At 44.4% G+C, this 25,139-nt stretch carries 19 protein-coding genes; 8 read left to right on the forward strand and 11 right to left on the reverse strand.

What is annotated here, in order from left to right; all coding sequences use genetic code 11:
* Positions 1-68 precede the first annotated feature (68 nt).
* Positions 69-260, forward strand: coding sequence for a hypothetical protein (locus AC060N_RS06625; protein WP_479526390.1), 192 nt, complete (start codon positions 69-71; stop codon positions 258-260).
* A gap of 426 nt (positions 261-686) precedes the next feature.
* Positions 687-1,154 carry a GNAT family N-acetyltransferase gene (locus tag AC060N_RS06630; protein ID WP_479526391.1) on the forward strand — a complete coding sequence of 156 codons (468 nt, stop codon included), beginning with the start codon at positions 687-689 and terminating at the stop codon, positions 1,152-1,154.
* Positions 1,155-1,216: 62 nt separating this feature from the next.
* Here the strand turns inward: AC060N_RS06630 and asnB are convergent, their stop codons facing one another.
* Together asnB and AC060N_RS06640 are read right to left on the reverse strand one after the other, a co-directional pair.
* Positions 1,217-2,884, reverse strand: a complete 1,668-nt coding sequence (gene asnB / locus AC060N_RS06635) for an asparagine synthase B (protein WP_479526392.1) — start codon at positions 2,882-2,884, stop codon at positions 1,217-1,219.
* 311 nt (positions 2,885-3,195) lie between these two features.
* Positions 3,196-3,717, reverse strand: coding sequence for a hypothetical protein (locus AC060N_RS06640; RefSeq protein ID WP_479526393.1), 522 nt, complete (start codon positions 3,715-3,717; stop codon positions 3,196-3,198).
* Between the two features lie 169 nt (positions 3,718-3,886).
* Here AC060N_RS06640 and AC060N_RS06645 point away from each other — a divergent pair, with 169 nt between their 5' ends.
* Positions 3,887-5,122, forward strand: coding sequence for a hypothetical protein (locus AC060N_RS06645; RefSeq protein WP_479526394.1), 1,236 nt, complete (start codon positions 3,887-3,889; stop codon positions 5,120-5,122).
* On the opposite strand, the gene AC060N_RS06650 is transcribed toward AC060N_RS06645, so the two are convergent.
* Complete coding sequence (locus AC060N_RS06650; protein WP_479526395.1) at positions 5,119-6,585, reverse strand: sensor histidine kinase; 1,467 nt, start codon at positions 6,583-6,585, stop codon at positions 5,119-5,121. The genes AC060N_RS06645 and AC060N_RS06650 overlap by 4 nt on opposite strands.
* Before the next feature lie 303 nt (positions 6,586-6,888).
* Between AC060N_RS06650 and sfsA the strand changes: the two genes are divergently transcribed.
* The 5 genes from sfsA (at position 6,889) to AC060N_RS06675 (ending at position 11,614) form a co-directional block, all read left to right on the forward strand.
* Positions 6,889-7,581 carry a DNA/RNA nuclease SfsA gene (gene sfsA, locus AC060N_RS06655; protein ID WP_479526396.1) on the forward strand — a complete coding sequence of 231 codons (693 nt, stop codon included), beginning with the start codon at positions 6,889-6,891 and terminating at the stop codon, positions 7,579-7,581.
* A gap of 29 nt (positions 7,582-7,610) precedes the next feature.
* Positions 7,611-8,840 carry a PNGase F N-terminal domain-containing protein gene (locus AC060N_RS06660; protein WP_479526397.1) on the forward strand — a complete coding sequence of 410 codons (1,230 nt, stop codon included), beginning with the start codon at positions 7,611-7,613 and terminating at the stop codon, positions 8,838-8,840.
* A 166-nt stretch (positions 8,841-9,006) separates the two neighbouring features.
* Positions 9,007-9,573, forward strand: coding sequence for a hypothetical protein (locus AC060N_RS06665; RefSeq protein ID WP_479526398.1), 567 nt, complete (start codon positions 9,007-9,009; stop codon positions 9,571-9,573).
* A gap of 81 nt (positions 9,574-9,654) precedes the next feature.
* Positions 9,655-10,884 carry an alpha/beta hydrolase family protein gene (locus AC060N_RS06670; protein ID WP_479526399.1) on the forward strand — a complete coding sequence of 410 codons (1,230 nt, stop codon included), beginning with the start codon at positions 9,655-9,657 and terminating at the stop codon, positions 10,882-10,884.
* A gap of 106 nt (positions 10,885-10,990) precedes the next feature.
* Complete coding sequence (locus AC060N_RS06675) at positions 10,991-11,614, forward strand: histidine phosphatase family protein (RefSeq protein ID WP_479526400.1); 624 nt, start codon at positions 10,991-10,993, stop codon at positions 11,612-11,614.
* Positions 11,615-11,678: 64 nt separating this feature from the next.
* On the opposite strand, the gene AC060N_RS06680 is transcribed toward AC060N_RS06675, so the two are convergent.
* From AC060N_RS06680 to hemH, 8 genes are all read right to left on the reverse strand, one after another.
* Positions 11,679-12,983 carry a M16 family metallopeptidase gene (locus tag AC060N_RS06680; RefSeq protein ID WP_479526401.1) on the reverse strand — a complete coding sequence of 435 codons (1,305 nt, stop codon included), beginning with the start codon at positions 12,981-12,983 and terminating at the stop codon, positions 11,679-11,681.
* 31 nt (positions 12,984-13,014) lie between these two features.
* Complete coding sequence (locus AC060N_RS06685) at positions 13,015-14,373, reverse strand: M16 family metallopeptidase (protein WP_479526402.1); 1,359 nt, start codon at positions 14,371-14,373, stop codon at positions 13,015-13,017.
* 329 nt (positions 14,374-14,702) lie between these two features.
* Positions 14,703-17,069: an ABC transporter permease gene (locus tag AC060N_RS06690; RefSeq protein ID WP_479526403.1), complete on the reverse strand. Its 2,367-nt coding sequence runs from the start codon at positions 17,067-17,069 to the stop codon at positions 14,703-14,705.
* Positions 17,070-17,241: 172 nt separating this feature from the next.
* Positions 17,242-19,668 carry an ABC transporter permease gene (locus tag AC060N_RS06695; RefSeq protein WP_479526404.1) on the reverse strand — a complete coding sequence of 809 codons (2,427 nt, stop codon included), beginning with the start codon at positions 19,666-19,668 and terminating at the stop codon, positions 17,242-17,244.
* 10 nt (positions 19,669-19,678) lie between these two features.
* Positions 19,679-20,332 (reverse strand): 3-keto-alpha-glucoside-1,2-lyase-like domain-containing protein, encoded by a 654-nt coding sequence (locus AC060N_RS06700; protein ID WP_479526405.1) that lies wholly within the window; start codon positions 20,330-20,332, stop codon positions 19,679-19,681.
* Positions 20,333-20,402: 70 nt separating this feature from the next.
* Complete coding sequence (locus tag AC060N_RS06705) at positions 20,403-22,802, reverse strand: ABC transporter permease (protein WP_479526406.1); 2,400 nt, start codon at positions 22,800-22,802, stop codon at positions 20,403-20,405.
* 88 nt (positions 22,803-22,890) lie between these two features.
* A complete protein-coding gene (locus AC060N_RS06710) occupies positions 22,891-23,889 on the reverse strand; it encodes a DUF4097 family beta strand repeat-containing protein (RefSeq protein WP_479526407.1) in 999 nt (332 codons plus the stop codon).
* Between the two features lie 221 nt (positions 23,890-24,110).
* Positions 24,111-25,130, reverse strand: a complete 1,020-nt coding sequence (gene hemH, locus AC060N_RS06715) for a ferrochelatase (RefSeq protein ID WP_479526408.1) — start codon at positions 25,128-25,130, stop codon at positions 24,111-24,113.
* Between the last annotated feature and the right edge of the window lie 9 nt (positions 25,131-25,139).

Genomic DNA, 25,139 nt, shown 5'->3' on the forward strand with positions numbered 1-25,139 from the left:
AAGAGTGTACTATTTTTAGTTATCGAAAACTAACTAACATATTATTTTTACTTGCTATTGAGTTAATCATGTCAGTCAGTGAAAGAAAAAGCAGCATTGTTGGTATCACGGTTGCATTTTGTGCCGCGAGCGGATTTGTTCTGGAGTTGTTTGCATCATCCGAAATGCGATTCGGGACGGGTATGATCATCGGGGCAATTATTGGTTTTCTTTTTGGCAATTTTATTAAAATGCTGGGAATGCCGTGGAGACAGCGCTAATTGATTTATTCGGTTCAAACCTTTTCCTTTTTTGTCGATTCATCAATCGTATTTCTCTTTCAGTGCGATAGCCGGATTACCGGTTAGGTGATTTTGTGTACCTCAGGTATCGGGTATATCGCGGTAGCAAATTTTGGCATGGTGACACTTATGTGAATTGGGTTCACCGGTACCTTCTTTTTGACAGGAGAAAAACCGGCAGCTCTTGTTGTATGCCAATGACAAGAGTTAGAATATTAACAAGTTTGGGTGTTTTTGTTAGTATTCAACCGTGCTCCCCTCTGATGACTAATCGGAGGGGTTTCTGGTTTTATGCAGGTACTACTTTCTCAATGTTCGCTATCGAAACATTCTCTGCAGTTGGCTAAACAATCTGGATGAAATAGACTTTAATAGGAGTGAATCCAGTTAATTGAAGAAAGCACGATGGTAAAACTCAGGAAGTACCGCAACGAGGATTTCGATAAGGTAGTAGGATTGCATCAAAAAGCGCTAGAAGCTATTGGAATGTACCGGGGAGAAGGCCCCTGGGACGATGATTTACCCTATTTGGATACGATATATGGTGGCGATAACGGCTATTTCCTGGTAGGCGACGATGGAGGTCGGATTGTGGCGATGGGAGCTTTTCGGAAAACAACCGGGCATTTGGCGGAGATTAAGCGAATGCGCGTCGATCCGGATTACCAGGGAACGGGACTGGCGCGGGAATTATACCTTCAATTGGAAAATGAGGCCGTATCGCGTGGCTATGAGAAATTCCATTTGGAGACTTCAGAACCGCAAATGGCAGCCCGGAAATTCTACCAAAAGGTTGGTTTTCGGGAAACCGGAACAGCCATCATTGATGGGACATTAAGTGTTCTAATGGAAAAGGATTTGCCTCAAAAATAAAACAGCCACCCGAAGCAGGAACGGGCAGCTGTTGGTGAACTAATTTTGGGGTCAGATTTTTATTACTCGTAAGCCTGTTGGTGAACAGTTTTCACTGCGCGCCCGCTTGGGTCGGCACTGTTCCGGAATGACTCATCCCATGCAAGAGCTTCAGCCGTGCTGCAGGCGATTGATGGTACCGACGGAACACAGGCAGCTGCCTGGTCCGACGGAAAATGCTCACTGAAAATGGCCCGGTAAAAATATTCTTCTTTCGACATCGGCGGGTTAACCGGGAAACGGAATTTGGCATTGGCCAACTGTTCGTCCGTTACCTCCTCTGCTGCGATGGATTTCAGGGTGTCAATCCAGCTGTAGCCTACACCGTCGGAGAACTGCTCTTTTTGGCGCCACACAACGCTATCAGGCAGGTAATCCTCAAATGCTTTGCGAACAACCCATTTTTCCATACGGCCGTCTTTTGCCATTTTTGCTTCGGGATTCAGGCGCATAGCCACATCCAAAAACTCTTTGTCGAGGAATGGAACGCGTCCTTCAACTCCCCAGGCGGCTAATGATTTGTTTGCTCTCAAACAGTCGTACAAGTGCAGTTTGCTCAGCTTTCGGATGGTTTCTTCGTGGAAAGATTTGGCATCGGGTGCTTTATGAAAGTAGAGGTAACCACCGAAAATTTCGTCAGCGCCTTCTCCTGAAAGTACCATTTTTACGCCCATCGATTTGATGACCCTCGACATGAGGTACATTGGAGTGGAGGCCCTTACAGTAGTTACGTCATAGGTTTCCAGGTGATAAATCACATCTTTCACCGCGTCTAATCCTTCCTGGATGGTGAAGTGAATTTCATGGTGAACGGTACCGATGTGATCAGCTACTTTTTGCGCAGCAGCCAAGTCAGGTGAACCTTCCAGTCCAATGGCAAACGAGTGCAGCTGTGGCCACCACGCATCTTTCTCATCCTGTGTTTCCACCCTGTGCGCTGCGTATTTCTTCGCGATAGCGGAAATAACCGACGAATCGAGACCACCGGACAACAATACGCCGTAAGGTACGTCGGACATCAACTGACGGTGAACCGCTGCTTCCAAAGCGTCGCGCAGCTCGTCAATAGAGGCTGGGTTGTCTTTCACGTTTTCATACTCCATCCAGTCGCGTTGGTACCAGCGTTTCATCTCGCCTTCTTTACTTGACCAGTAATGGCCCGGCAGAAACTCTTCAATCTTGTTGCAAACGCCTTCCAGCGATTTCAGCTCGGAAGCAACATAAAAGTTTCCATGCTGATCCCAGCCCATATATAGCGGAATAATACCAATATGGTCACGGGCAATTAGGTATTCATCTTTTTCTTTATCGTAAAGAGCAAAGGCGAAAATTCCGTTTAACTCTTCCAGAAAGTCTTTTCCTTTTTCCCGGTAAAGGGGAAGGATTACTTCACAATCTGATTTGGTGAGGAACTCGTACGAGTCTTTGTAGCGGTCGCGAATCCCCTGATGATTATAAATTTCACCATTCACAGCCAGAACCAAATTACCGTCTTTGCTGTACAACGGTTGTCCTCCGGATGAAGGATCGACAATGGATAATCTCTCGTGAGCCAAAATGGCTTTGTCCTCGCAGAAAATACCGGACCAATCCGGACCGCGATGGCGAATCTTCTTGGACATTTCCAAAACCTGGGGCCGCAGCTGCTGCGAATCTACTTTCAGGTCAAATACACCGACAATTCCACACATAATAAATCGATTGTTTGGTATTTAATAATTCGTTTATCTGATATCTACAATAACTCTTTTTGAAAGCTTTTGTTGTTGTAAATATACATATTTCTTTAAAAAACCACCAAACACATGACAAAATGTAATGTAAAAATGAAAAATTTAATATTAATGTAAGGATTTGTGAAAATGAAAAAGGGGACTTGGATAGATAAATCTTCTTTTTTTATATGAGAAAAATCAGATAAAAGGGGGGAGTAACGGAGATTAGGGCAAAATAAACCCGGCATTTTACGCAAACGCCGGGGGGCTAAATTTTTTTGAAGAATTTATTCGAATTTGTTGATGATTCCCTGATCAAGCATGGATTGTGTGATTCCTAAATCCTGTTCGAGAAATTCATCCAACTCTTCTTCACTGTTAAAGTCGGAAACCAGGCCATTATAGACCAATGTGATTCTATCGGGAGCCTGAAGGATTTTCAACCCGGGAAGTTCTTTATTGAAGTCTTTAACAGGATGTCCCGGCTTTTCGCCTTCATCTTCAGCAACCTGGTCCAGGTAGCTGACATAAAAATCGTGTCCTCCCTGGAGCAATACCTGGAGAATATCGTCATCATCGGCGCGGTCGTAAAACTCAGTGACAGTCAGACGATAAATTTCCATTATTCCTTCGCTATTGATATAAAGAACATCGCCGAAAGGCTTATCGGGTCGGGTCTCCAGTTCTTCGAAATCGAGTGCTTCTGCTTTCGCGAGAAAACGAGGCTGGGCGTTATGCAAAACGAATTCAGCCGGTTCATCTTCCGAAGCAAATGGTTGATGGCATATTAAAAATCGAGGTGTTTTCATCTGATTATATTTTTTAGACCTTTCAAGTATTCGTTGAAATATGTCAGCAGAATGTCTGTTAGAGTATCATTGTGACATGTTGCTGAATTCATGTTCTTTTGTGCTGCCAAGTTAGGGATTTTTGTCCCTTTGGCACTATTCGTTTGTTTCTTTGCGGTACTTTTGTTCCATGTTTTCCGATGTATACCTCTATAATCCGACGAATGAGCTGGCGATTGCGAATGGCGATCCCAATTATATGCCTCCTAAACGATTGGTTCAGTTTGAGAAGGATTTGAGCACTTTGCCAATGTTCTTTGCTTCCCCCAGGGATGTTGTCCTCGTCCACGAAGTTCCCTCTGACGATTTTGTAAACTTATGGAAAAGAACAGGGAAGGAGCTTCCAACCTTTCTGAAAGAAGATGCGGCACTTGCTGATCAACAATTTTGTCAGCAACCGAAAGGATTTTTGTATCCGTGGGGATGGAGTCCGGCGGTTCATCGAAGACTGGCGCCTTTGAAAGATAGTTGTTCCGATGAATTCCAAAACTCGCCGGTGGCCAACTGGAACCTGGATTCTCGTGATATATACAGCCGGAAAGCAGCAGCCGGAGTATTAACGAAAGTTTTAAACGCTGTCGGGAAGAACGACTGGTTGTTACCGGAAGAAAGATGTCCGGTTTCTTGCACCGAATTAGATGAAATCATCGCCTTACAAAGTCGGTGGGGACGGTTGGTCGTTAAATCTCCCTGGAGCGCATCAGGAAGGGGAATTCAAATGTTGAGAGAAAATGAGTTCAACCAATCGAATCAACAGGTTATTTCCGGATTTTTGAAACGGCAGGGCTTTGTGATGGTAGAACCATGGCTGAACAAAGTGGCCGATTTGTCACTGCAATTCTATTCGGAAGGGAAGGGAGAAGTTGCTTATCACGGACAGACTTCGTTTTTAACTGATACTTCCGGACGTTACCAGGGAAACTATATTCGTGATATACCTCCCGGTCTCTCAACTGGGGAGATCAGCTTTTTGTCAGAACATTTGCCGCTTGTCAGGCAGTTGTTGCAGGAAAAGCTTTCCGGGAGTGATTTCTCTAATAAATATGTTGGTTGGCTGGGCGTCGATATGCTTCTTTATCGTGATACTGAGAATGCTCTCCGGGTGCATCCTTGCCTCGAAATCAACTGCCGTTACAACATGGGAGCGCTGACGCTAAAATTGCGCGAATTGATTTCTCCCGAAAGTGCCGGGCGTTGGGAAATTAACTTTGGCAAACCGGGTAGGTTTAACCGTGATATGACGGAACAAATGTCCCGATTTCCGGCCAAAATAGTTGACGGGAAAATTGTCGAAGGGATTTTGCCTATGGCCCCGCCGACCGATAGTGCACAATTTAGCGCCTGGTTAAAGGTGACACGGAGCTAACTGACGGGCGTTTCAACAGGTGCGTATGGAATACTGAACCGGAAAGTCGTTCCGTTTCCGGGACTCGATTCCAGGTCGATATTACCACCCATTTGCTCGATAAGCGCTTTGCATATCGAAAGTCCCAATCCGGTTCCCTGAGCAAACGGATCGAGTTTAGTGAAGCGTTGAAATATTTTCTGGCGGTTCTCTTCCGAAATGCCAATGCCGGTGTCGCTTACATCGAATTCCAGCAGGCGCTCCCGTTGGTTGATGCCATATCCGACCTTGATTTCTCCTTTTTGCGTATACTTGATAGCATTCGAAATCAATTGCTTCAGGATTTGAGTCAACCGGTCGCAATCGGTCTTAACATCCGGAATGATTTGTTTTTCCGATTTTTCATCAATGATTAGTTCGACTTCAGGCAACAGTTGCTTCCTCATCGTTTCAGTTACATCCTGGCATATATCTTTAAGATTGCACTGAACAAAGTCGATCTCGTATCTTCCGCTTTCAATCTTCGAGATCTCTACGATATCATTGATTTGGCTGAGCATCTGATCGGTTTGCTGATGTATGATTCGTTGGTATTCGAAGCGTTCTTTCTGTTCAATATCGTCGTCGGACAACAGATAGGCAAATCCGATAATAGAGTTCAGTGGCGTACGTAGTTCGTGACTCAGGTTGGTGATAAAAGCTGTTTTCAATCGATCAGATTCTTCCGCTTTTTCTTTTACACGAATCAATTCGTTTTCAATAATCCGACTGCGTTCCAGTTCGTGTTCCAACCGGTTGTTTCTTTGTTTGAGCTCAAGTGTGCGCTGTTGAATTTCCTTTTCCCTGTTTTGGTGAGCCTCGTTGAGCAAGTTTTGCTGCTCCAGACTTTGCTGATGCTGAAAGAAATTCCTTCTCGAGTAATACTCGAGATAGTAGGAGCCGAACATGCCAATCAGATTCATGGCGGTGAAAAAGAAAATAGAGATGACCAATAGTTCCGAGAACGTCTGTTGTGCAATGACTTTTCCAACAACAAAAGCAAGCAGTACAATCCATCCTGCGATGGAGGCATACAAAAAGCGTAGTTTAATGAAGAAGTAACCGGCCGCAAACACCAGCATCAGGCCACCATAGTAACTAAAATTTTGCGGTTCGAGAATGAGCATATAACTAATTCCCGCACCGGCAACAATGTAGCAAAGGGTCAATAAGCTCTGCCATACTCTTTCAAAATATTGGGAATAGGAAAGAAACAGAGTACCGGCCATCAGGGGCAGTACTATACCAAACCGGATGAACAGGAACGTTGTTAAGCGATTGGGAATATACAGGTAGTCCACAATGCTGAATCCGGCATACAGAATCGTTAACAGCAGAAACGCAAATCGAAATTGTGGTAACGACTCGATGAAATACTGTTTCTTAAATTTGGATTCTGTCTCTTCCTGACCTGTAAACAGCAATGTAACCGGATGAAGCCTCATTCGTCTTTCAGTTGTCTGGGGGTAAAGCATGCTATTGAAAAAGGGTTAGAATTTATTTATGTACATCTTCAAGTTACGGCATTCTCCTGATTTAAAACAGTCTTCCCACAAAAAAATAACATTTTGATTAATAAAATCTCCGCGATTGAGGTAAATTTTTCATCAAACTGTATTTGGGCGGACGCACAAACTTTATAAAGTTTTCTACGGAAAACAAGGTATTGTGTAGTTTTGAACATAGCGTTTGCCTGACAAAGGAAAACCTCGGCAGTGGTAATACAAATGAGAGAAAAACAGTAATACATGAAATTTGCAGAAGAACTGGTACATGGTCGTTTAATTAAGCGTTACAAACGGTTTTTAGCTGATGTGGAGTTAGATGACGGGACTGAAGTAACGGCCCATTGTACCAATTCGGGGACAATGAAAAGTTGCCTGGAAGAGGGGGCAGAGGTGTACCTTACACCGGTCAACGATCCGAAAAGAAGGACAAAATTCACTTGGGAGATGATTAAAATCGACGGACGTTGGGTCGGAATCAATACCAATAATCCTAATAAAATTGCTTTCGAAGCGGTTCGGGACAACCGAATTCCGGAATTGAGCGGATACGATACCGTGAAGCGGGAAGTAAAATTCGGCGACAGTCGTTTCGATGTAATGGCGCAAAAAGAGGGAGAAACCTGTTTCATTGAGGTAAAGAATGTAACCATGAAAGTGGGACCAGATGCACTTTTCCCGGATGCTGTGACCACACGCGGGCGTAAGCATCTGAATACACTAGTGGAAGTGAAGAAACAGGGGATGCGTGCGGTGATGCTGTACATTATTCAGCGCATGGACGTAGAACACTTTGGTCCGGCTGATGAAATTGACCCGGAATATGGTAAGGCACTTAGAGAGGCCTACCGGGAAGGCGTAGAAATCATTCCGATGCAGGCCGAAGTGACGCCGGAGGGCATTGAACTGATTCGAAAACTCGATTTTGAATTGTAATATTCTTAACCAAACAATTGTTGAATCATATGAAAAGAAGCTTTCTTTATCTGTTGGCTCTATTGCTACTATCGTCGTGCGGGCCAAAACAAATACCGGCAGTGGGAGACCAGACGTATCTGGTTTTCGATAACCAGGTGATCAATTTTGTGCCGGGGAAATATCCGAAAGACAGCATTCAACCGGATGCCAATGGTATCATCCATCTGGGCGACGGACGCTTGTTGCTGAAGAAAATCCATGTGCCTAATTTTCAGAGGTCGGTGAAAGTAACGGCGACGGTTACCCTGAAATCGCATGGCGACCGGTGGGACAAGTCCGGTTCGCTGTTTGTGATACCGCAGAATTCGTCGACCAATTTTATGAATATATGGACCGGAAAGAAGAAGTTTCCCGAACCGGGAAAAGAACTGGAAGGTTTGCAGGGCATTGTTTCCGGTGACGATTACCAGCCGGTTCTTGAACTCCTTCGTTTCATGACGCCGTTTGGCGTAGGTTTTTACAGCGACTCTACGTCGGCACGAAAGCCGGTTTATATCGATAAATGGGCGAAGGAAGTTCAGTGGAAAGAAGATGTCACCGACCGTATCTCGCAGCTGGAAGGCGACGTGTGGATTGGTGTGTGGGTGGATACCTGGACGAAGGAAGGCTACCAGCTGAGTGCCACGCTCGACTTCGACGAAAGTTATATTCCCTGCGATGTGCAAAAGCCAACCCACGCTGAGCCGGTGCTGAATACCGTTTATTACATCGGTCCGCAGGGATACCCGGATATCTTCGCCCGAAAGAATATCAACGTCAATGTCGACATCCCGGAAGGAGCAAAAAATGTGCGTTTGCAATATATCGTTACGGGGCATGGTGGCGATGACGGTGGCGACGAGTTTGTTCAGAAAGAGAACATTATCTCGCTGGACGGGAAAAAAGTATACGATTTCATTCCCTGGCGTACCGACTGTGCATCGTTCCGGCGCTATAATCCCAGCTCGGGTGTTTGGCTCGAGAAACGAAAGGTACAATACCTTGATTGGAAAGCGGGCAAATACAAAGTAAAGGAGATGGAAGAGCCGATCGCCTCGTCTGATTATTCGCGCTCCAACTGGTGCCCCGGAACAGATGTGCCACCGGTTACTATTCCGCTGGATTCCATTGCAGCCGGCACGCATCAGATTACCTTCAGCATTCCCAAAGCACAACCTCGCGATGGAGACAAAATGAATTTTTGGCTGGTTTCGGCCTGGCTCGATTGGGACGAATAAGTTTCTATCAAAAAAAAAGAATTTGGCCCCGGATACGAAGTCGATATCCGGGGCTTTTTTGTGCATACATCCAATTCACCGGTTTTACTCCTTTTTAACGGTATATGCCGAAACCTAACCGGGGCCTCTACTCGTAGCAATTAGTAGAAGCTAAAAGTAATTGGTTATGAAAATTATGCGTTCCATATCTCCCTTTATTACTACGTATCACGTTGTCCGCGAGAAAAAGCCCGTTACGTTTGCTTACCGGACACCCAGGGGCGAGCTGTTTTTGCTGAGCCGCGATGCGATTCGGAGTGAAAACGATTTTGTACGGAATGTGAAATGGGAAGATTTGCTCGCTGTCGATGAAAGTCTGAGCGAATTGAAAAAGTTATCACCGAACTATGCCGCTTTCCGGAATACCCCAACTGAAATGTGGCAGGTGAGTAAAATTGACCGGCAAACGGAAACCGGAAGTTACATTGATCAGCACCTCGAATGGATTAGCAAAATGTACGTGGATGGCTATTTTACGGGCGGAACCTATCCACACTGGATTTATATTCCGCGGAGTTCGAAGAAGTATGCTTATGTCAATTTCACTATTGGCGGCCTGTTGGCTGTGCTCGGATTTTATATTTTCTTTTCCGGGGGACAGCTCATTAACGACAACGTGGTGGTAGCATGGCTGGCCGGTGTTATTTTCATCCTGATGGGCGTACGGGTGTTATCCCGTAGCCGGAAGCGGTAATTTATTCCTTTTTCTTCTTGAAAACCGCTCGTTTCAAGTCTGATTCGTGCCTGTATGATTACCTTTAGCCATCGAAAAATCATGATGAGAATTATGCGTCCTGTTTCTGTTATCCAATTGTTTCTGGCGTTAACCCTTTCCGGCGTTACTTTTGCCTGCCAATCAACCCATAAAAGCAATAAACCGGTTCCGGCGATGGAACGAACCGATTCCTGTCTGTCGAAACCGGGGCATACCTACGAGGTATTTGTTCCTGCCCGTTCGTCAGCGGATACTCGTTTACCTCTGTTGATTGCCATCGACCCGCATGGCTCGGGACAAACGGCAATGAAACATTTGAAGGAAGCGGCCACAACTTATCCGGCGGTGTTGGTGGCTTCCAATCTCATTCAGAATGATGACCCGCATTACATGAAGGAAATGAGTCAGTTGATTGCTGATGTACAAAAGCGTTTCCCGGTTGGAAAGCAAATCTACCTGGCCGGTTTTTCGGGCGGAGCTCGCATGGTGCTGGGATATGCAGCAAAACATCAGGTCGACGGGGTAATGGCCTGCGGAGCTTTTGCCAGCCCGGACCAACTGACGGCAATAAGCTGTCCTGTTATGGGACTCATTGGGATGGATGATTTCAATTTTCCGGAGATGGTTCAGTATATTCTCAAGCCGGCGTTAACACCTTCCAACGTCCACATCGAACTGACAGAAGCGTCGCATGCCTGGCCGGATAAAAGCAGGTTAAATAACGTGTTCGGATGGTTCCGGTTGTCGGCTGAATCAGGAAAAAAAGACAATAAGCAGCAGATTCGACGGTTTACTAAATTACAGCATGCACGAATCGATTCCTTGGCCGGAGCAGGAGCCCTGTTGCAGGCTGCCTGTATCTCCCGCAACATGGCATCGGTGAAAGCTTTTGACAATGCTGGTTCGTTCGATACCCTGACAAACGAACTTTCCCGCCGGTCTGCCTATCAGGAACAAATTTCGCAGTTAACAGCTAGCCTGCAGTTTGAATTCAATCGGCGACAGGTGTTCCTTCAATCTTTGTTTTCGAAAGACGAAAACTGGTGGAAGAAGGAGATTTCGGCTTTGCACGGAAAAATGGCTACAGAACCGAATACGATGCAGCGCATGGCCTACAAGCGTCTGGGGGGCTTTCTGGGCATTGTTTGTTACTCGTATGCCAAACAGTTGGCGGGGCAGAAAGATATTCCTCATCTGGCGAAAATACTGACGATTTACCGCCTGGCGGAACCGGATAATAAAGATATGCAGCACTACACCGAAGTGCTTAAAAGTTTAGAGGAGAAATGATTTCGTGTGGCGGACTTTTCGTGATTTAAGGTAGTGTTGATGATAATTTTGCACTTAACACACGAATGTTCGTTTCCTTAGCTGGTAATTAAGCAAAAGAAAAATAATGATTGATTTTTGGCTGATTAGGCATGGTGAGACGATTGAAAATGCGCAGGGCATTTGTCAGGGACAAACACCCGGAACCCTCAGTGAAGAAGGAATGATGCAAGCCCGGGCTTTGGCTGAATATTTAAAGAATGAAGAATTCGATGTGATATATTCCAGCGACCTGCGACGGACGATGAAGACGACGGAAGAAGTTACCCGGTTTCATCCCGGATACGAGATTATACCGGAGCCGCTTTTACGGGAGCGTTACCTGGCAGCATGGCAGGGAAAGCCGTTTCCGAAAAACTGGAATGAGATGGACTTGCCGGAAGGAGCCGAAACCTCGGAAGATTTGATTGTGCGTGCCAAAGCTTTTCTTTCCCTGCTAAAGGAAAAACATGAAGGGCAGAAGGTTTTTGCCATGAGTCATGGTGGTTTAATCCGTGCTTTCTGGACGGCATTGCACAATCTTGACAATGATTCGTATTCCCGCTGGGATGCGCCGGAGAACACCAGCATTAGTCGTTTCGAGTTAAACGAGGACGGTTCGGTTAATGGACTGGTTCGCAACCTTGCCGAACATTTGGAGACCGTACCGGTGAGCAGCAAAGGCAAAAACAAAAACGACTGGCAGTTGTAAAAAAAGAATCAGCCGACAGAAGTGGTATCTATCGGCTGACTTTGTTTGAATAAACGATACTCTTCTATTCGACTTTTCTATTGAAAACGTCTTTGTCAATCACGGATTCATCGCCAAGATAGTTCCAGTTAATTCCATTGACATATTCGCTGAATATTTTTTGCATTTGCGGCAATGTTACTGCATCGATGTGGTCGATAAAGTGAGTTGTCATGTCTATCGAACCTTTTATTTTGGCAACGCCCAACGAGTAGGCCGTGTTGTAGGTCGATTGTTTTCCCATGAAATAGTAAGTAGTATACTCACTTTTCGAATTTCTCAAATCGACGTCGGTAAAGCCGTCGTTTTTCAAAGTATCCATTTCGTTCACCATTACGGTTACCGCTTCGTTGGGTTTGGTTGTGGTGACATACACTGCAGAATAGGGGATAAAACCGGTCGAGGAGAACGCTTGCGGAGCATACGACAGATTGCGTTTGGTCCTTACCTCTTCGAATAATTTATTCCTCAGGATATTGAACGCTAACCGGAAAGCGTAGCTATCGGGAGAGGTAAAAGCCGGTGCGCCCAGCATTCCCTGGATATAATTGGTCGACAATTTTCGACTTTCGGTATTCAATGAGTTGGTATCGATGGTGGTTGCAATGGCTGCAGGCATTGGCTTAACCGGAGTTGATGGCAAGTTGCCGAAATCCTTCTCGACCATTTTCCTGATGTCCTGTTCCTTCAAATTCCCCACAATAACCAGTACCATTTTGTTGGCATTTAGTAGTTTGTTGTAGTAGTTTTTGACATCATCCTGTGTGAAAGCCTTCATTGTTTCAACGGTTCCGGGAACCTGGTAGGCATAACGTGTACCCTGAAATGTATTTTTCATACACATATCAGACAGTGTATTGTCCGGATTGCTTTTCCTGTTTTGGATACCTGCAATCAGCTTTTGCTTCAATAAGGCCAGTTCTTTTTGCTCGAATACGGGATGATTGACAGCTTCTGAAAACAACTTCCATCCCTCTGAAAAATAAGGTTTAACGCATTCCATGCTGATGGCTCCATAGTCATATCTCGCCGAACCGTTTACACTAACGCCATATTTGTCGGCCATATTCTTAAAGGCATCTTTTGCGTATTTCTGCGTACCACAATCGGAAGTAGCAGCCAGGGTTAGCGCCCCGATTCCTTGCTGTTTTGCATCATAGTTTGCGGTTCCCCCTTTGAAGAACATAATAGCTGCAACGGTTTGTTTCGACGACGGCATAAAAACAACCTTTAAGCCATTTACCGTCATTTCTTTTACCGAATTTCTGGCCTGTACCCCCAGTGATAAGGACACAAGCAACATAACGAATATATATTTTTGAATTTTCATAGTGTTTTAATTTTGATAATGGCAATTGTGATTATTTCTTCCAAAAAGTCGCAGGATGCAACAAGGCTTCCGACTTGGTATTAATCAACAATCCGGCAGCGTAGGGCTTGTCTTTAATGTATTTATCGACATAATTAATCAGATCCTGTTTGGTCACTTTCTTGATGTTCGGGATGTAATTATAGTAATAGTCCAAAGAAGCGGAACACCAGAAATAAGCCATCGTATGCGACAGATCGGAAGTTACATCCGATTCCTGCAGATGGTTAATTTCGAGCTGACGTTTGGCGTTTTCCAATTGTTGATCGGTGATGTAGTCGGGCGAGTCCCACATCGAAATTTGCTTTTTTACTGCTTCGGCGCAGGCCGCTACTTTCGTTGGATTAGGAACGACGATAGCACTAATCGGTCCGGTATATTTTAGTGTTTGATAACCAACATTTGCCTGCAGGGCCAATCCGCTATCGACCAGCATTTTTTGAAATTTGCTCGAGTTTTGGCTCAGGATAGTAGAGAAAACATCGGCAACATACGTGTCGTGCACATCGCGACGGGTATCGGGTCCCTGCCATTCCAACATCATGATAGGAACACGTGCGTAGGGTGATGTAACCACAAAATAGTTGGTGGAATCAAGCGGTTGGAATTCAGGAATGGGCCATTTCTTAAACGGGTCAAAACCTGAGGGTTTCCAACTGGAGAAAATATCTTTGACTTTAGCGAACACCTCTTTGTGGTTGACGTCGCCGCTAACGATTAGCATGGAATTATTGGGCCAGTAATATTTATGCTGAATGGTATGCATTTTTTCAGGTGTAGCGGTCCTGATGATGTGATGGATACCGATAGGATTCTTACGAGAGTATAAATTTCCCCACAGCACATGCTTCATTGAATCGGATAGTAAAAAGAAGGGATTCGATTCGAGTCGCTGAAACTCGCCGTCGACAACAATATTTTCTTTTTTGATTTCTTTCGGAAGAAACAGGGGATAACGGATGGCGGAATTCATGAAGTGCAAACCTTGCGTCCATTTGCTCTTGGGAAGGGTGAAAAAGTAATTTACCCGCTCGTTTCCGGTTGTGCCGTTGAAAACAATACCGAGCTCGTGAACTTTGGCCATAAAGGCTTCCTGGCTGGGATAGTCTTTATTGGCTTTAAAAAACATATGCTCGTACAAGTGGCTTAACCCGTTGAATTCGGGCGGTTCGGTGTAGGAGCCGTTTTTGGTTGTGATTTCAACGGTAGCTAATGGCACGCTGTGGTCTTCAATAACCAGCACTTCCAATCCGTTGGAAAGTTTAGTAGTGTAAAAATTAGATGGTTTTTGAGCCTTTGCAACTGATAACACCAGGAAGAAGCTCAAAATTAATAATGCTTTTTTCTTCATTTTATAGGTATTTTATGTAAAATATTCAAACCTTATGAAAGATAAGATTTACGTATAAGTGCAGGCTGGAGTGTTAGATAGCTGTGCTTTGGTCGAATTGAAAATAAAGCTACCGTTTTTTCTTCTAACAACAAAGAGCTGAATAACCTTAGTGAATTGCTGATTTAAATTCAATGTTTCAGGCTCGGAAATAAAACTAGTTTTGATAACAAAAGGGATGTACTTCTTGTTTGCGCTGATTGTCATTATATTTCAACTACGAGGAATATGTGTCCGGCAGGATAATGAATATCAATGGTGCTGAAAAACAGAAATCACACCATTACTAATTACTCATACCTCAATGCTTCTACCGGGTTACGCCTCGAAGCCTTAAGGGTTTGGTACCCGGTTGTTATCAATACGATTAGCAAGATCAGAAGTACTGAGACACCCGGAATCCAAATTTGCAGCGGAATTTTAAATGTTCCCGGGAACGAACGGTAAACCATGTAAGCGCCCGGCCAGGCAAGCAATAGAGAAATTCCCATCAGGATAAAGAATTCTTTATTCAGGATGAAGAATATTTGTATTACAGAACTTCCATTGATCTTCCGGATGCCGATTTCCTTGGTCCGCCGAAGAGTGGTGAATGAAACCAGCCCCAGTAATCCAATGGCCGCAATCACGATGTTGAAGAAGGTGAATATTAAAATGGAATTTTTAATTACCTGGTAGATTTTGAACGTAGACTCATTCGCGAAAGCTGAATTCAGATTATGAAATTCAAATGGGTCGTTGGGGAATGACTGATCGAACTCTGTATCCAGAATTTGTTTGACTTTCTTCAAATTTCCCGGAGCATAGCGAAAAGCAAAGGTCCAGTCGCCTGCCATATCTCCTGAGGCAAGCAAGAGTACGGCCGGCTCTATGCCGTTGTGCATGTCCTTGTAAATGTAATCTTTCATTACTCCAATTACCGTCCATCGCCCATCGTTGATGCGTTTCCCGATAGGATCTTTCCAGCCAAAACACTTGAGGGCACTTTCATTGATAAGGCAGTTTCGCCCTAAATCGGCCGGATGATTTCGTGAAAAGTCCCTTCCCTGCAAAATGGTGATGTTCATATTTTTTACAAAGTCGTAGGTAACCGTGTTGGGACGGAAGAATATTTTTTCATCGGGATTGGAGCCTTCCCAATTGAGCATCCCGCCATTGTAATTAACAAAAGGAAGGGTTTTCGACATAGATGCATTGATGATTTCGGGGTGTTGAAGCAGACGGCTCCGTAAGTCTTCAAAATTTCTGCCTTCCACTGATGACGTTAACCTCGCATACAACAAATTCTCTTTGTCGAATCCCAGGTTTTTATTAGTCATGTAGTTTATTTGGGCTGTAACGAATAAACTAATGCAGATCAGGAAAACAGTGATGGCAAACTGAATAGTTACCAACGTTTTCCGCATACTGAAATTCTCATTTCTTATTTTGAAAAAATCACCACGGAAAAGGGAGATGACCTTGTGTGAAGACATAAAGAAAGCCGGATAAATGCCTGATAATAATCCGATACCTACGGATGTCAGTATAATCAGACCGAGGATTTTCCAGTCGTATAAAAGACTGAACTGAAGATCTGTGTTAACAATACTGTTGTAAAAGGGAAGTGCCTGTTGCGTGATAATCAGTGCCAGTATAACAGCAATCGTGGTTAATATCAATGTTTCAAGTAAGAATTGAAAAATCAGCGACTGCCGGTTGCCTCCATTAATTTTTTTAACAGCAATTTCTTTACCCCTTGTGGATGCTTGTGCTATGGTCAGGTTCATATAGTTAAATGCCGACATCAGGAGGATGAATAATCCAATCAGACTAAACAGGGAAAGGACGATATAATAATCGTTTCGATCGTTGAAGCTCAAGTGAATCTTCGACATTGGGCAAAGTTGAATCTCCTCCAATTCGATGCCTTTAAATTCAGCAAAACTGTCTTTGATTTTGGATTCTACTTTTTTGTAGTCAACTCCTGGCTTCAGGAGCGCATAGTTCATGCAATCGCCTACCCACATGTCATTCCGGTGAATATTGGCTGTTCTTGCCAAAGAAGAAAATGAGATGATATAGGAAGGACGGACACTGGAATTTAGCGGAAGGTCGACATACACACCAGTCACTTTTACATCGAATTTCTTTTCTACTGTTACCGACTTCCCGATTGCTTTTTCACCTTTGAATAATTTGTCTGCCAGTTTCTTCGATAACACGATGGTAAACGGTTCTGTTAATGCCGATTTGGGAGAGCCTTCGATGAAATGATAGGTAAATACATTGAAGAAATTGGAGTCGGCACAGATACCTGTTTCGTCGTAAAACTGGTGTTCCCGATCGGCTGACAGGAACTTGCCGGAGTTCTCACGGATGACTGTGACTCGCTCAAATTCGGGATACTTTTCAAGCAGGGAAGCGGTAATGGGACGGGAATGAGGCGAGATGTCGTTTCCATCCATGGCGAAAGCTGTTTTAGAATAATGCCGCTGCACCCTGTAAATCCGATCGTAATTTACATTGGTTTTGTCCCAGCTGAACTCATAACGAATAAACAGAAATATGATGATAAAGGCGGTGAAGCCAAGTGCAAGACCGAGAACATTGATGAGTGTGAATGTTTTATTTCGCCAAAGATTGCGAAGCGATATTTTCCAATTGAGCCCGTTCATTTGAATGCAGATTAAGCAAGTTAAAATCAGTTTGATAATGTATCTGCAATCACAAATCAATTAGTATGCCGAGCAATGTAGTTGATTTGTTATCAGTGTTTTGTGTGTTGTTTTGATTGTGTTCGTTGTATGATAATCAGACGATTACTATCTTATTTTTTGACAGATTTTACTATTCATACCGCAACGCATCCACCGGATTCCGTGTCGCCGCTTTCCAGCTTTGCCAGCTAACGGTGAGCAGGGCAATTCCGATGGCTAGCATTCCCGCTACCGCGAAAATCCACCAACTCAGGTTGGTCTTGTAAGCAAAGTTCTCGAGCCATTTATTCATGGCAAACCAGGCAATCGGCGTGGCAATGATAAAAGCAATGGCTACCCATTTGATGAAATCTTTATTCAGCATGGTCATCACTTCCGATATTTTGGCTCCATTTACCTTGCGGATGCCGATTTCCTTCGTTCGGGCAATGGCAATAAACCAGGCCATGGCAAACAGATTGATAGCGCTGATGAGAATCGCTACCAGAACAAAAGCCTGCAGCATTCTGATGAGTTGATATTCCTTGAAAAACTGTTGATTGTAAAAATCATTCATTACCAGGTATTCGAACGGATAATTGGGAAATGTAGCCTGGAATTTCTTCCGGATAAATGGGATGAAAGAAGCAATATTGGCTTGCTTAAGTTTCACAAAATAGTTGCCCCAAATCATGTTTTTCGTCCAGTCGAAGAGAATCATTGGGCCGGGTTTCTCGCGCATGTTCTGGAAATTGAAATCCGAACAAACACCTCTTATTTTCAATTCGATATTTTGCAGGGCACTTTCGTCTGTTAGTTTTAGAACTCTGCCCACTGCTTCCTGAGGATTCTTATAGCCTAAAAAGTTGAGGCACGATTGATTGATGATGCACCCTTCGTCGACATTTTCGGCGTGTGGCTCAAAATCATTTCCGGCTAGAAGTTTGATGTCGAAAAGTTTGAGATAATTGACTCCCGCCACCAGAACAGCTGCTTTTCCTGACCGTTCTGTTCCTTTTTCTGAAAAGCTGAAGTTAAAGGCAGCTGTTTCTCCCGGCATCCGGTTACTTTGCGTAATACCGGATATGTTGGGATTCCGCAGAAGGTCTTGTTCGAAAGCATCCAGGTTGTTGATGCGTTGTGAGGTTCGACGGAAGTTTTGTGGAACCTTAACAGCGATGGTGTTTTCCAGGTTAAATTCCTTGTTTTTGTCTTTCAGGTAATTCACCTGTTTGTTGATACCGATAATGCCGATGATAATGACCATGACAATGGCAAACTGCCCCACAACAAACAGTTGCCGGAAGGAAATACCGGGCATCAGCGGTTTGTATTTGAGTTGGAATAGATCGAGGCTACGGAAACGTCCTATCAGGAAACCGGGAATAATGCCGTTAACAATCATGCTTAGTAAGAGGATGCTTCCCAGACCAAACCAGAATAACCGATTATGTAGTGAGAAATCGAGCGTGATGCCAAACTGGTTTTGTATAAACGGTAGAAGTAACATGCAGATCAGGAAAGCAACTGCTGTCGCTATCGCATGAATGACCAATGAGTCGGTCAGCGATTGCCCGATGAGTGTTTTCCGGTTGGCACCGAATACTTTCTTCAATCCGGTAGCTGAAGCATGATTGAGTGCCCGGGTAAAGGAAAAATGTACGTAATTGAGTCCGACAGCCAGTACAATCAGCAAGCTGATGATGAGCAGAATGTAGAGGTAGTCGGCACGGGCGTTGGTTTGCAGTTCCTGTTTCAGATGTGAGTGCAGATGAATGTCTTTCAATGGTTGCAGGTGGTAGACATGCAACTGGTTATTCTTTTCGAAATAATCCTTTTTATGGGTCATCGCTAGTTGATTCATCTTCTGCTCCAAAGCCTGTAAATCAGTTCCGGGATGCACTTTCAGATAAGTGTAAAAATCGGTTTCTCCCCATGGAGCTTTCATGGGAGGAGGAAGGTGCATCTGGTCGTGAAACGATAGCAGCATGTCGGGATGAAAGTGCGCCTGCCGGGGAATATCCTTGTAAACACCTACCACCTGGTATTCAAAAGCCGGATATTTGGTGATCGTTTTGCCAACCGGATTTTCATTGCCGAAATACTTTCTGGCTGTCGATTCCGACAGAAGAGAAGTATAAGGAGCGGTCAATACTTGCGAACGATCGCCCTGTAGTAACTGAAAAGAGAAAATATTCAGCAGTCCCGGCGATGCAAAATAAACCTTTGTATCCTTGAAAATATTTTCACCGATTTTGTATTGAGGATTACTGGTTTGGGCCAAAAACCCGGCTTCGGTTACTTCCGGGTACGATTTTTTCAATGAACTTCCCATATCCCGTTCGCATTCGGGGATGGAAATTTGAAGTTTACCATCGGAATACAGATCGGTTGTAATGCGGTAAATGTTCTTGGCATCGGGAAAGACCCGATCGTATTGCTGTTCGTATGACACGTATCCGGAAACCAGGATGAAGGTTACCAGTCCGACCGACATGGAAATGAGGAGCAGGAGAGTGGGCCTCAAATTATGCCTGAGTGTCCGGATGGTCATATGAAAATGATACAGGAAATTCATTGATTAATAGTTAGTTTGCTTCAGGGATTATCTTTAGATTTTTGAACCATCCTTCTGAATTGTTGCCAACCCAAAAGGCAATCCATCCCTTTTCCCGGGTACTGATTTGATTAACTACTAATGAAGGTTCAGATGAATGGTTGACATATACCTTCACTTCCGGATAAGTAACCTGAATCGTTGCATGAAACCATTCATCCGGCTCGGGTACCGGTGTGACTTTGTTTTCATATTTTCCCGGATGTTCACTACGGAGTTTGTACCAGCTATATTGTGGTGCCGAGATGTACTGCACCGAGTGCGTGTTTCTTTCCGGATTCTTGAAATTAAAAGGACGGAAGTAAACGGCATCGAAGGTACTGTCATTCACGCCATGAAAAGCCACTCCCACAAAACTGCGCCCTGGTGCGTTCCTTCCCTTGATGTCGAGTTCGATGGTGCCGTTTTGAAATTCAACACCTCTCAGAATGAGTAAACCATCGCCGGGTTTTGCATCCATGTGCACATTCCCGTTATAGGAAATGTCACGGTTGAACGCTGACCATTTCTGGTTGTCCTGGACTGTTGACAAATCAGGGATAATGACCTTTGTCTGCTGTGCTTCTGCCGAGAACAATATACTGATCAACAACGCCATCAATAATGTTAATCTGCTTGGTTTCATGGTTTCTACGTTTTGTCAGGTTAAGGAATTGATTATTCGGTTGTATACATATTACGGATTAATTGTTGGATTATTCATATCGCAAAGCCTCAATCGGATTTCGGGTCGCTGCCTTGTATGATTGCCAGCTGACCGTGAGCAGAGCAATAGCGAAGGATAATATCCCGGCAAGGGCAAATACCCACCAGCTCAATCCGGTTCGGTAAGCAAAATTCTCCAGCCACAAATTCATGACATACCAGGCAATGGGCGTAGCCACAACAAATGCAATGGCTACCCATTTGGCAAAATCCTTGTTCAGTAAAGTCATTACTTCGGAGATATTGGCACCATTTACCTTTCGGATACCAATTTCTTTGGTTTTGCTGATGATGGTAAAGAGACTGATGGCATACAAACCGACCGCCGCAATGGCTATCGAAAGGATGGACAGAATGAGTAATAGCTTTTTTGCCTGCTGATCTCTGCCATACTGACTAGCCAGGACAGCGTTGTGAAATTCATATTGAAGAGGTTGACTAATGTTGTACTTTTTCCATTGCTTCTGCAGGATAGCAATCACATCGGATATTTCATTCGTTCGGTATTTGACAAAAATATTTCCGTTATTTTCTGACCTCAGCATTATCAAGGGCTGAATCTTGTGATAGAGCGAACGATAGTTGAAGTCGCTAATAATTCCGATGATACGAAACCGGGAATTATTCATTAACAGTTCTTTCCCGATTAGAGAACCTTTTTTTCTGTATTCGTTAGCAGCGGTTTGGTTTAAGATGACGGCCTTATCGTCAGTCGGGTGATTCGTATCGAAAAAACGTCCTTGATTCATCTTCAAACCAAATGTTTTCAGGAACTCATCGTCTACCTGCATGGCGCTGGTGTGTACAAAATTATCTTCGTTTTGCGTCTCGAAGTATGCACTAGTCATGCCTGGGTCATCTTTCCCGAAATTGACATCGCTGGTGGTAACATCCTTTATGGCGGCATAGGCTTTCAGGTCGTTGATAAAGCTTTTGCGGTTGGCATCGTTCATGCCATACAGGTTGAACATGAGAACATTGTTGCCATCATATCCCCTGTTTTTATTCACCATATAGCTAATCTGCTTTTGAACGATGATGGAGCTGAGAATGATCAGCGCGGACAGAGCGAATTGCAGGAAAACAAAGCTGTTCTTGACGGTAAAGCGGTGGTGACTATTTTTTTCATCCTTTAAGAGATTGAGCACCTTCCTTTTGGATACATAGTAGATAGGCAAGATATTTGTGATCATATTAAATACCAGCAGCGCGAGGAAAGTAAGCAGGAATATCTTTATCAATAAAATCGGCGAAATATCAACACTCAGATTCAGGTAGTGGGCGAGTGGTTTTCCACCCACTTCATAGAGTACGATAGCCAGAAAAAATCCAACGGTCCAGAAGATGAGTGATTCATACAGGAATTGTGTGGCAATTTGGCCGCTGAAAGCTCCGGTCGTTTTCCGAATGCCAATCTCTTTCAGACGAGTGGATAAATTGGCAATGGTGAGATTCGTGAAATTAATAGATGAAATTAGCAAGACCAGTAGGGCCAGAATGATGGCCCCGTATACATATGTTTTACTGGCTGTAACAGCCGGATCGAATTTGTGATTGCTGAAATGGATGGCTGTTAGCGGTTCCACCAAATAAAAGAGATAAAGCGAATCATTCGCCTTCATATCATCCCATGTTTTTGCTTTGGCGCCATCGATTTCAGGCATGCTGTGCGTATAGACTGTCTTGGTCAGTTGAAAGCTTAATTTATCTAAGTCGGGGTTTGCTGTATTTGTTTTGATGTAGGTATAGTATGATTGAGAACCTAGATCCTGTTTTTCCGGTTGGGATTTTTCAATGGACTGAACAACCTGATATTGCAAGTGAAAGTTTTTGGGAAAATCCTTGAATACACCTGTAATTACACAGTCTTCGTCCATCAACTTGACCACTTTATCCAATGCGGCATCGGCATTGCCAAATAATTTAATGGCCAAACTTTCGGATATCGCAATATCATTTTTCGAGCCAAACAGATTAGAAGATGCTTTTTTAACCGGAAGATGAAAAAATGAGAAGAAATTCGGATCAGCAAAGAGCAACGGACCGCCTTTGATTATCTCGTCGTGGTAATGAATGTCGGCGTTTCTGTCAGGTCGGAGCCTCGTTGCCTCAGTAACTTCCGGAATGTCATGAACCACAGTTTCTGCCATGGCGGCACTGGTTACCGCATAATCAGCCTCATCTCCGTTGAGGTTTCCTTTCATGTAAATGCGGAAAATCTTGTCCTTGTCGGGAACAAATTTGTCGAAACTGGTTTCGTAATAGACGTAACCGGCAGCGAACAAAATCACTGCAAAGGAGATGCTGATACCGAAAAGCTTGGCAAATGTCAATGCACTGTTCTTTCGAGCATTGCGGAATACCATTTTGATGTTTGACAGATTGAGCATTTGATTTCTTATTATGATTTCTTTCAGCTATTTGTATCGTGTTGATTCGGTGTGATTTTGTCGCTGCCTTTCAGCTTTTATCTTCAATCTAATCCTGAAACTTCACATTGACGTTTCCACCGGATGCGTGCATGTAAACGGGGATTCCGCCACCGTTCATCGTTCCTTTTACCCGGTCTTTTTCTGATGTGCCGGAAAAGTTATGCAGATCGATGTGCACTCTGTCTGATTTCAAATCCAGGTCCATACCCAACTTATCGCCATTTTGAATCGTTGCGTCAACTCCACCGCCACTGGATGCCAGGTACAGTTTCTTACTTAAGTTGCTGATGTTAACATGTACAGAACCTCCGCTGGATGTAGCTCTAATAGCTCCCGTTTCACCATTGACAGTTACACCGCCTCCGCTACTACTGGCATCTACATCTCCGTGCACATTCTTCAGGCGTACCCCTCCGCCGGAACTGCGTGCATAAACACTTCCGTGACCTTCATCCAGCGTTACACCGCCCCCGCTGGAGCTTAAGCGAACATCACCGTTCTGGTTTATGGCCTGTACACCGCCACCGGAAGAACTTGCCTTTGTGGTTCCGGTAACGTTTTCCAAACGTATTCCGCCTCCGCTACTTGCCAGGTCATGAGTTCCACCTACATTTGAAATTTTTAATCCACCGCCACTGGACGCTACATTGCAGGACATTTCTTTAGGAACGGTAATCTTCAGGGAAATGCCAACGTTGTTCCAGAACTTGAAGTTTCGTTTGCGCTCAACGTTTGCCGTGATGACCGAACCATTTTTCTGTATATCCAGGTTAAAATCTTTCAAGACATCTTGGAGTGCCGGGTCTGTCGGAGATAGTATTTTTCCGTTTTTCCGGACAAAGGCCTGCACAGTCACTTTGTTTTGGTCGGTTCCTTCGACGACAATCCCTCCACCGGAAGATTGGGAATTCAATGTTCCCGGTTGATTCATATCGAAGGTTTTGGTTATTGTTGGCGTGCCCGTTTGAGCAAATCCGTTGCACGAAAGCAATGTTGCCATCATGACAACTAGTGTGTACTTTTTAAATTTGATTTGAGTTTTCATGATCATATTTTTAGGTTCTCATTAAAGTTACTCATATCTCAGCGCTTCTACAGGGTTTTTGGTCGCAGCTTTCCAGCTTAATTCTTTGGAAAAGTTAATCAAAAAAAATGCCCTTATCGATAAGGGCATGTATATCAAGTGATAGTATGTTGTGTAATACACGGATTTTATCAAAAACTTTGACAACCGTGTCAATTATCTTGTCATTATCGACCTGGGATTTAGTTCATCTTCTCTTTTACCATCGCTTCCAGTGCATCAATCCATAGCGGATGGTCGTTAAGGCTTTCCACCATCGTGAGCGTTTCGCCACCGTTTCCGGTGAAGAAGCGTTTGTAATCGATGCCAATTTCCACCCGGGTTTCCAGGCAGTCGGCCACAAACGACGGAGCCGCCACCAAAAGTTTTTTCACACCTTGCTTCGCTTGTTTTTCTAATAGTTTATCGGTGAAAGGTTTGATCCATTTATCCGATAGACGCGATTGAAAGGAGACCGTATAATCACCGGGTTTGAGTCCGAGTTCGTCAGCCAGCTTGCGGGAAGTAGCATAGCAGGCGGCCTTGTAGCAGAAGGTGCCGTGTGCCGGCATGCTTTCATGACAGGTACAGGTTGTGTTGCTGATTCCGGGGTGCGATTTGTCGAGATGACGTAAGGGCAAACCGTGATAGGAAAAGATGACGTGATCATGCTCCTCCGGCTTTTGTTCACGGATACGTTCGGCGAAAGCCTGGATGAAATCCGGCCGGTCGTAAAACTGGCTGATGACCTGCACATCGGGAATGATATTCCATTTCCGGACCGCCGCCCAGAACGCTTCGATAGCGGTTCCAGTAGAGGAGGAGGCATATTGCGGGAAAAGGGGCAGCAGGATGATGCGCTCGAATCCGCCTTCCTTAATTTGCTTCAATGCAGCTTTCAACGACGGATTGCCGTATCGCATGGCCACGAATACCTTATCGCCTTCTGGCAGACGCGCTTCCAGTTTTTCCTGAACACTGTTGGCAAAGACCACCAACGGCGACCCTTCTTCGGTCCAGAGCTGCTGGTACAGTTTCGTCGATTTAGGAGCCCGGAACGGAACGATAATCAGGTTCACCAGAATCTTTTGCAGTAGCCAGGGAATGTCAATCACCCGCTGGTCGTTGAGAAACTGAAACAGGTAACGGCGAACACTGTTAACCTTCGGCTCGTCGGGCGTTCCGACATTCATCAGGAGAACAGCTGTTTTCTTTTCGGCCATGAAAGCAAT

The sequence above is a fragment of the Prolixibacter sp. DSM 2831 genome, assembly GCF_056493735.1.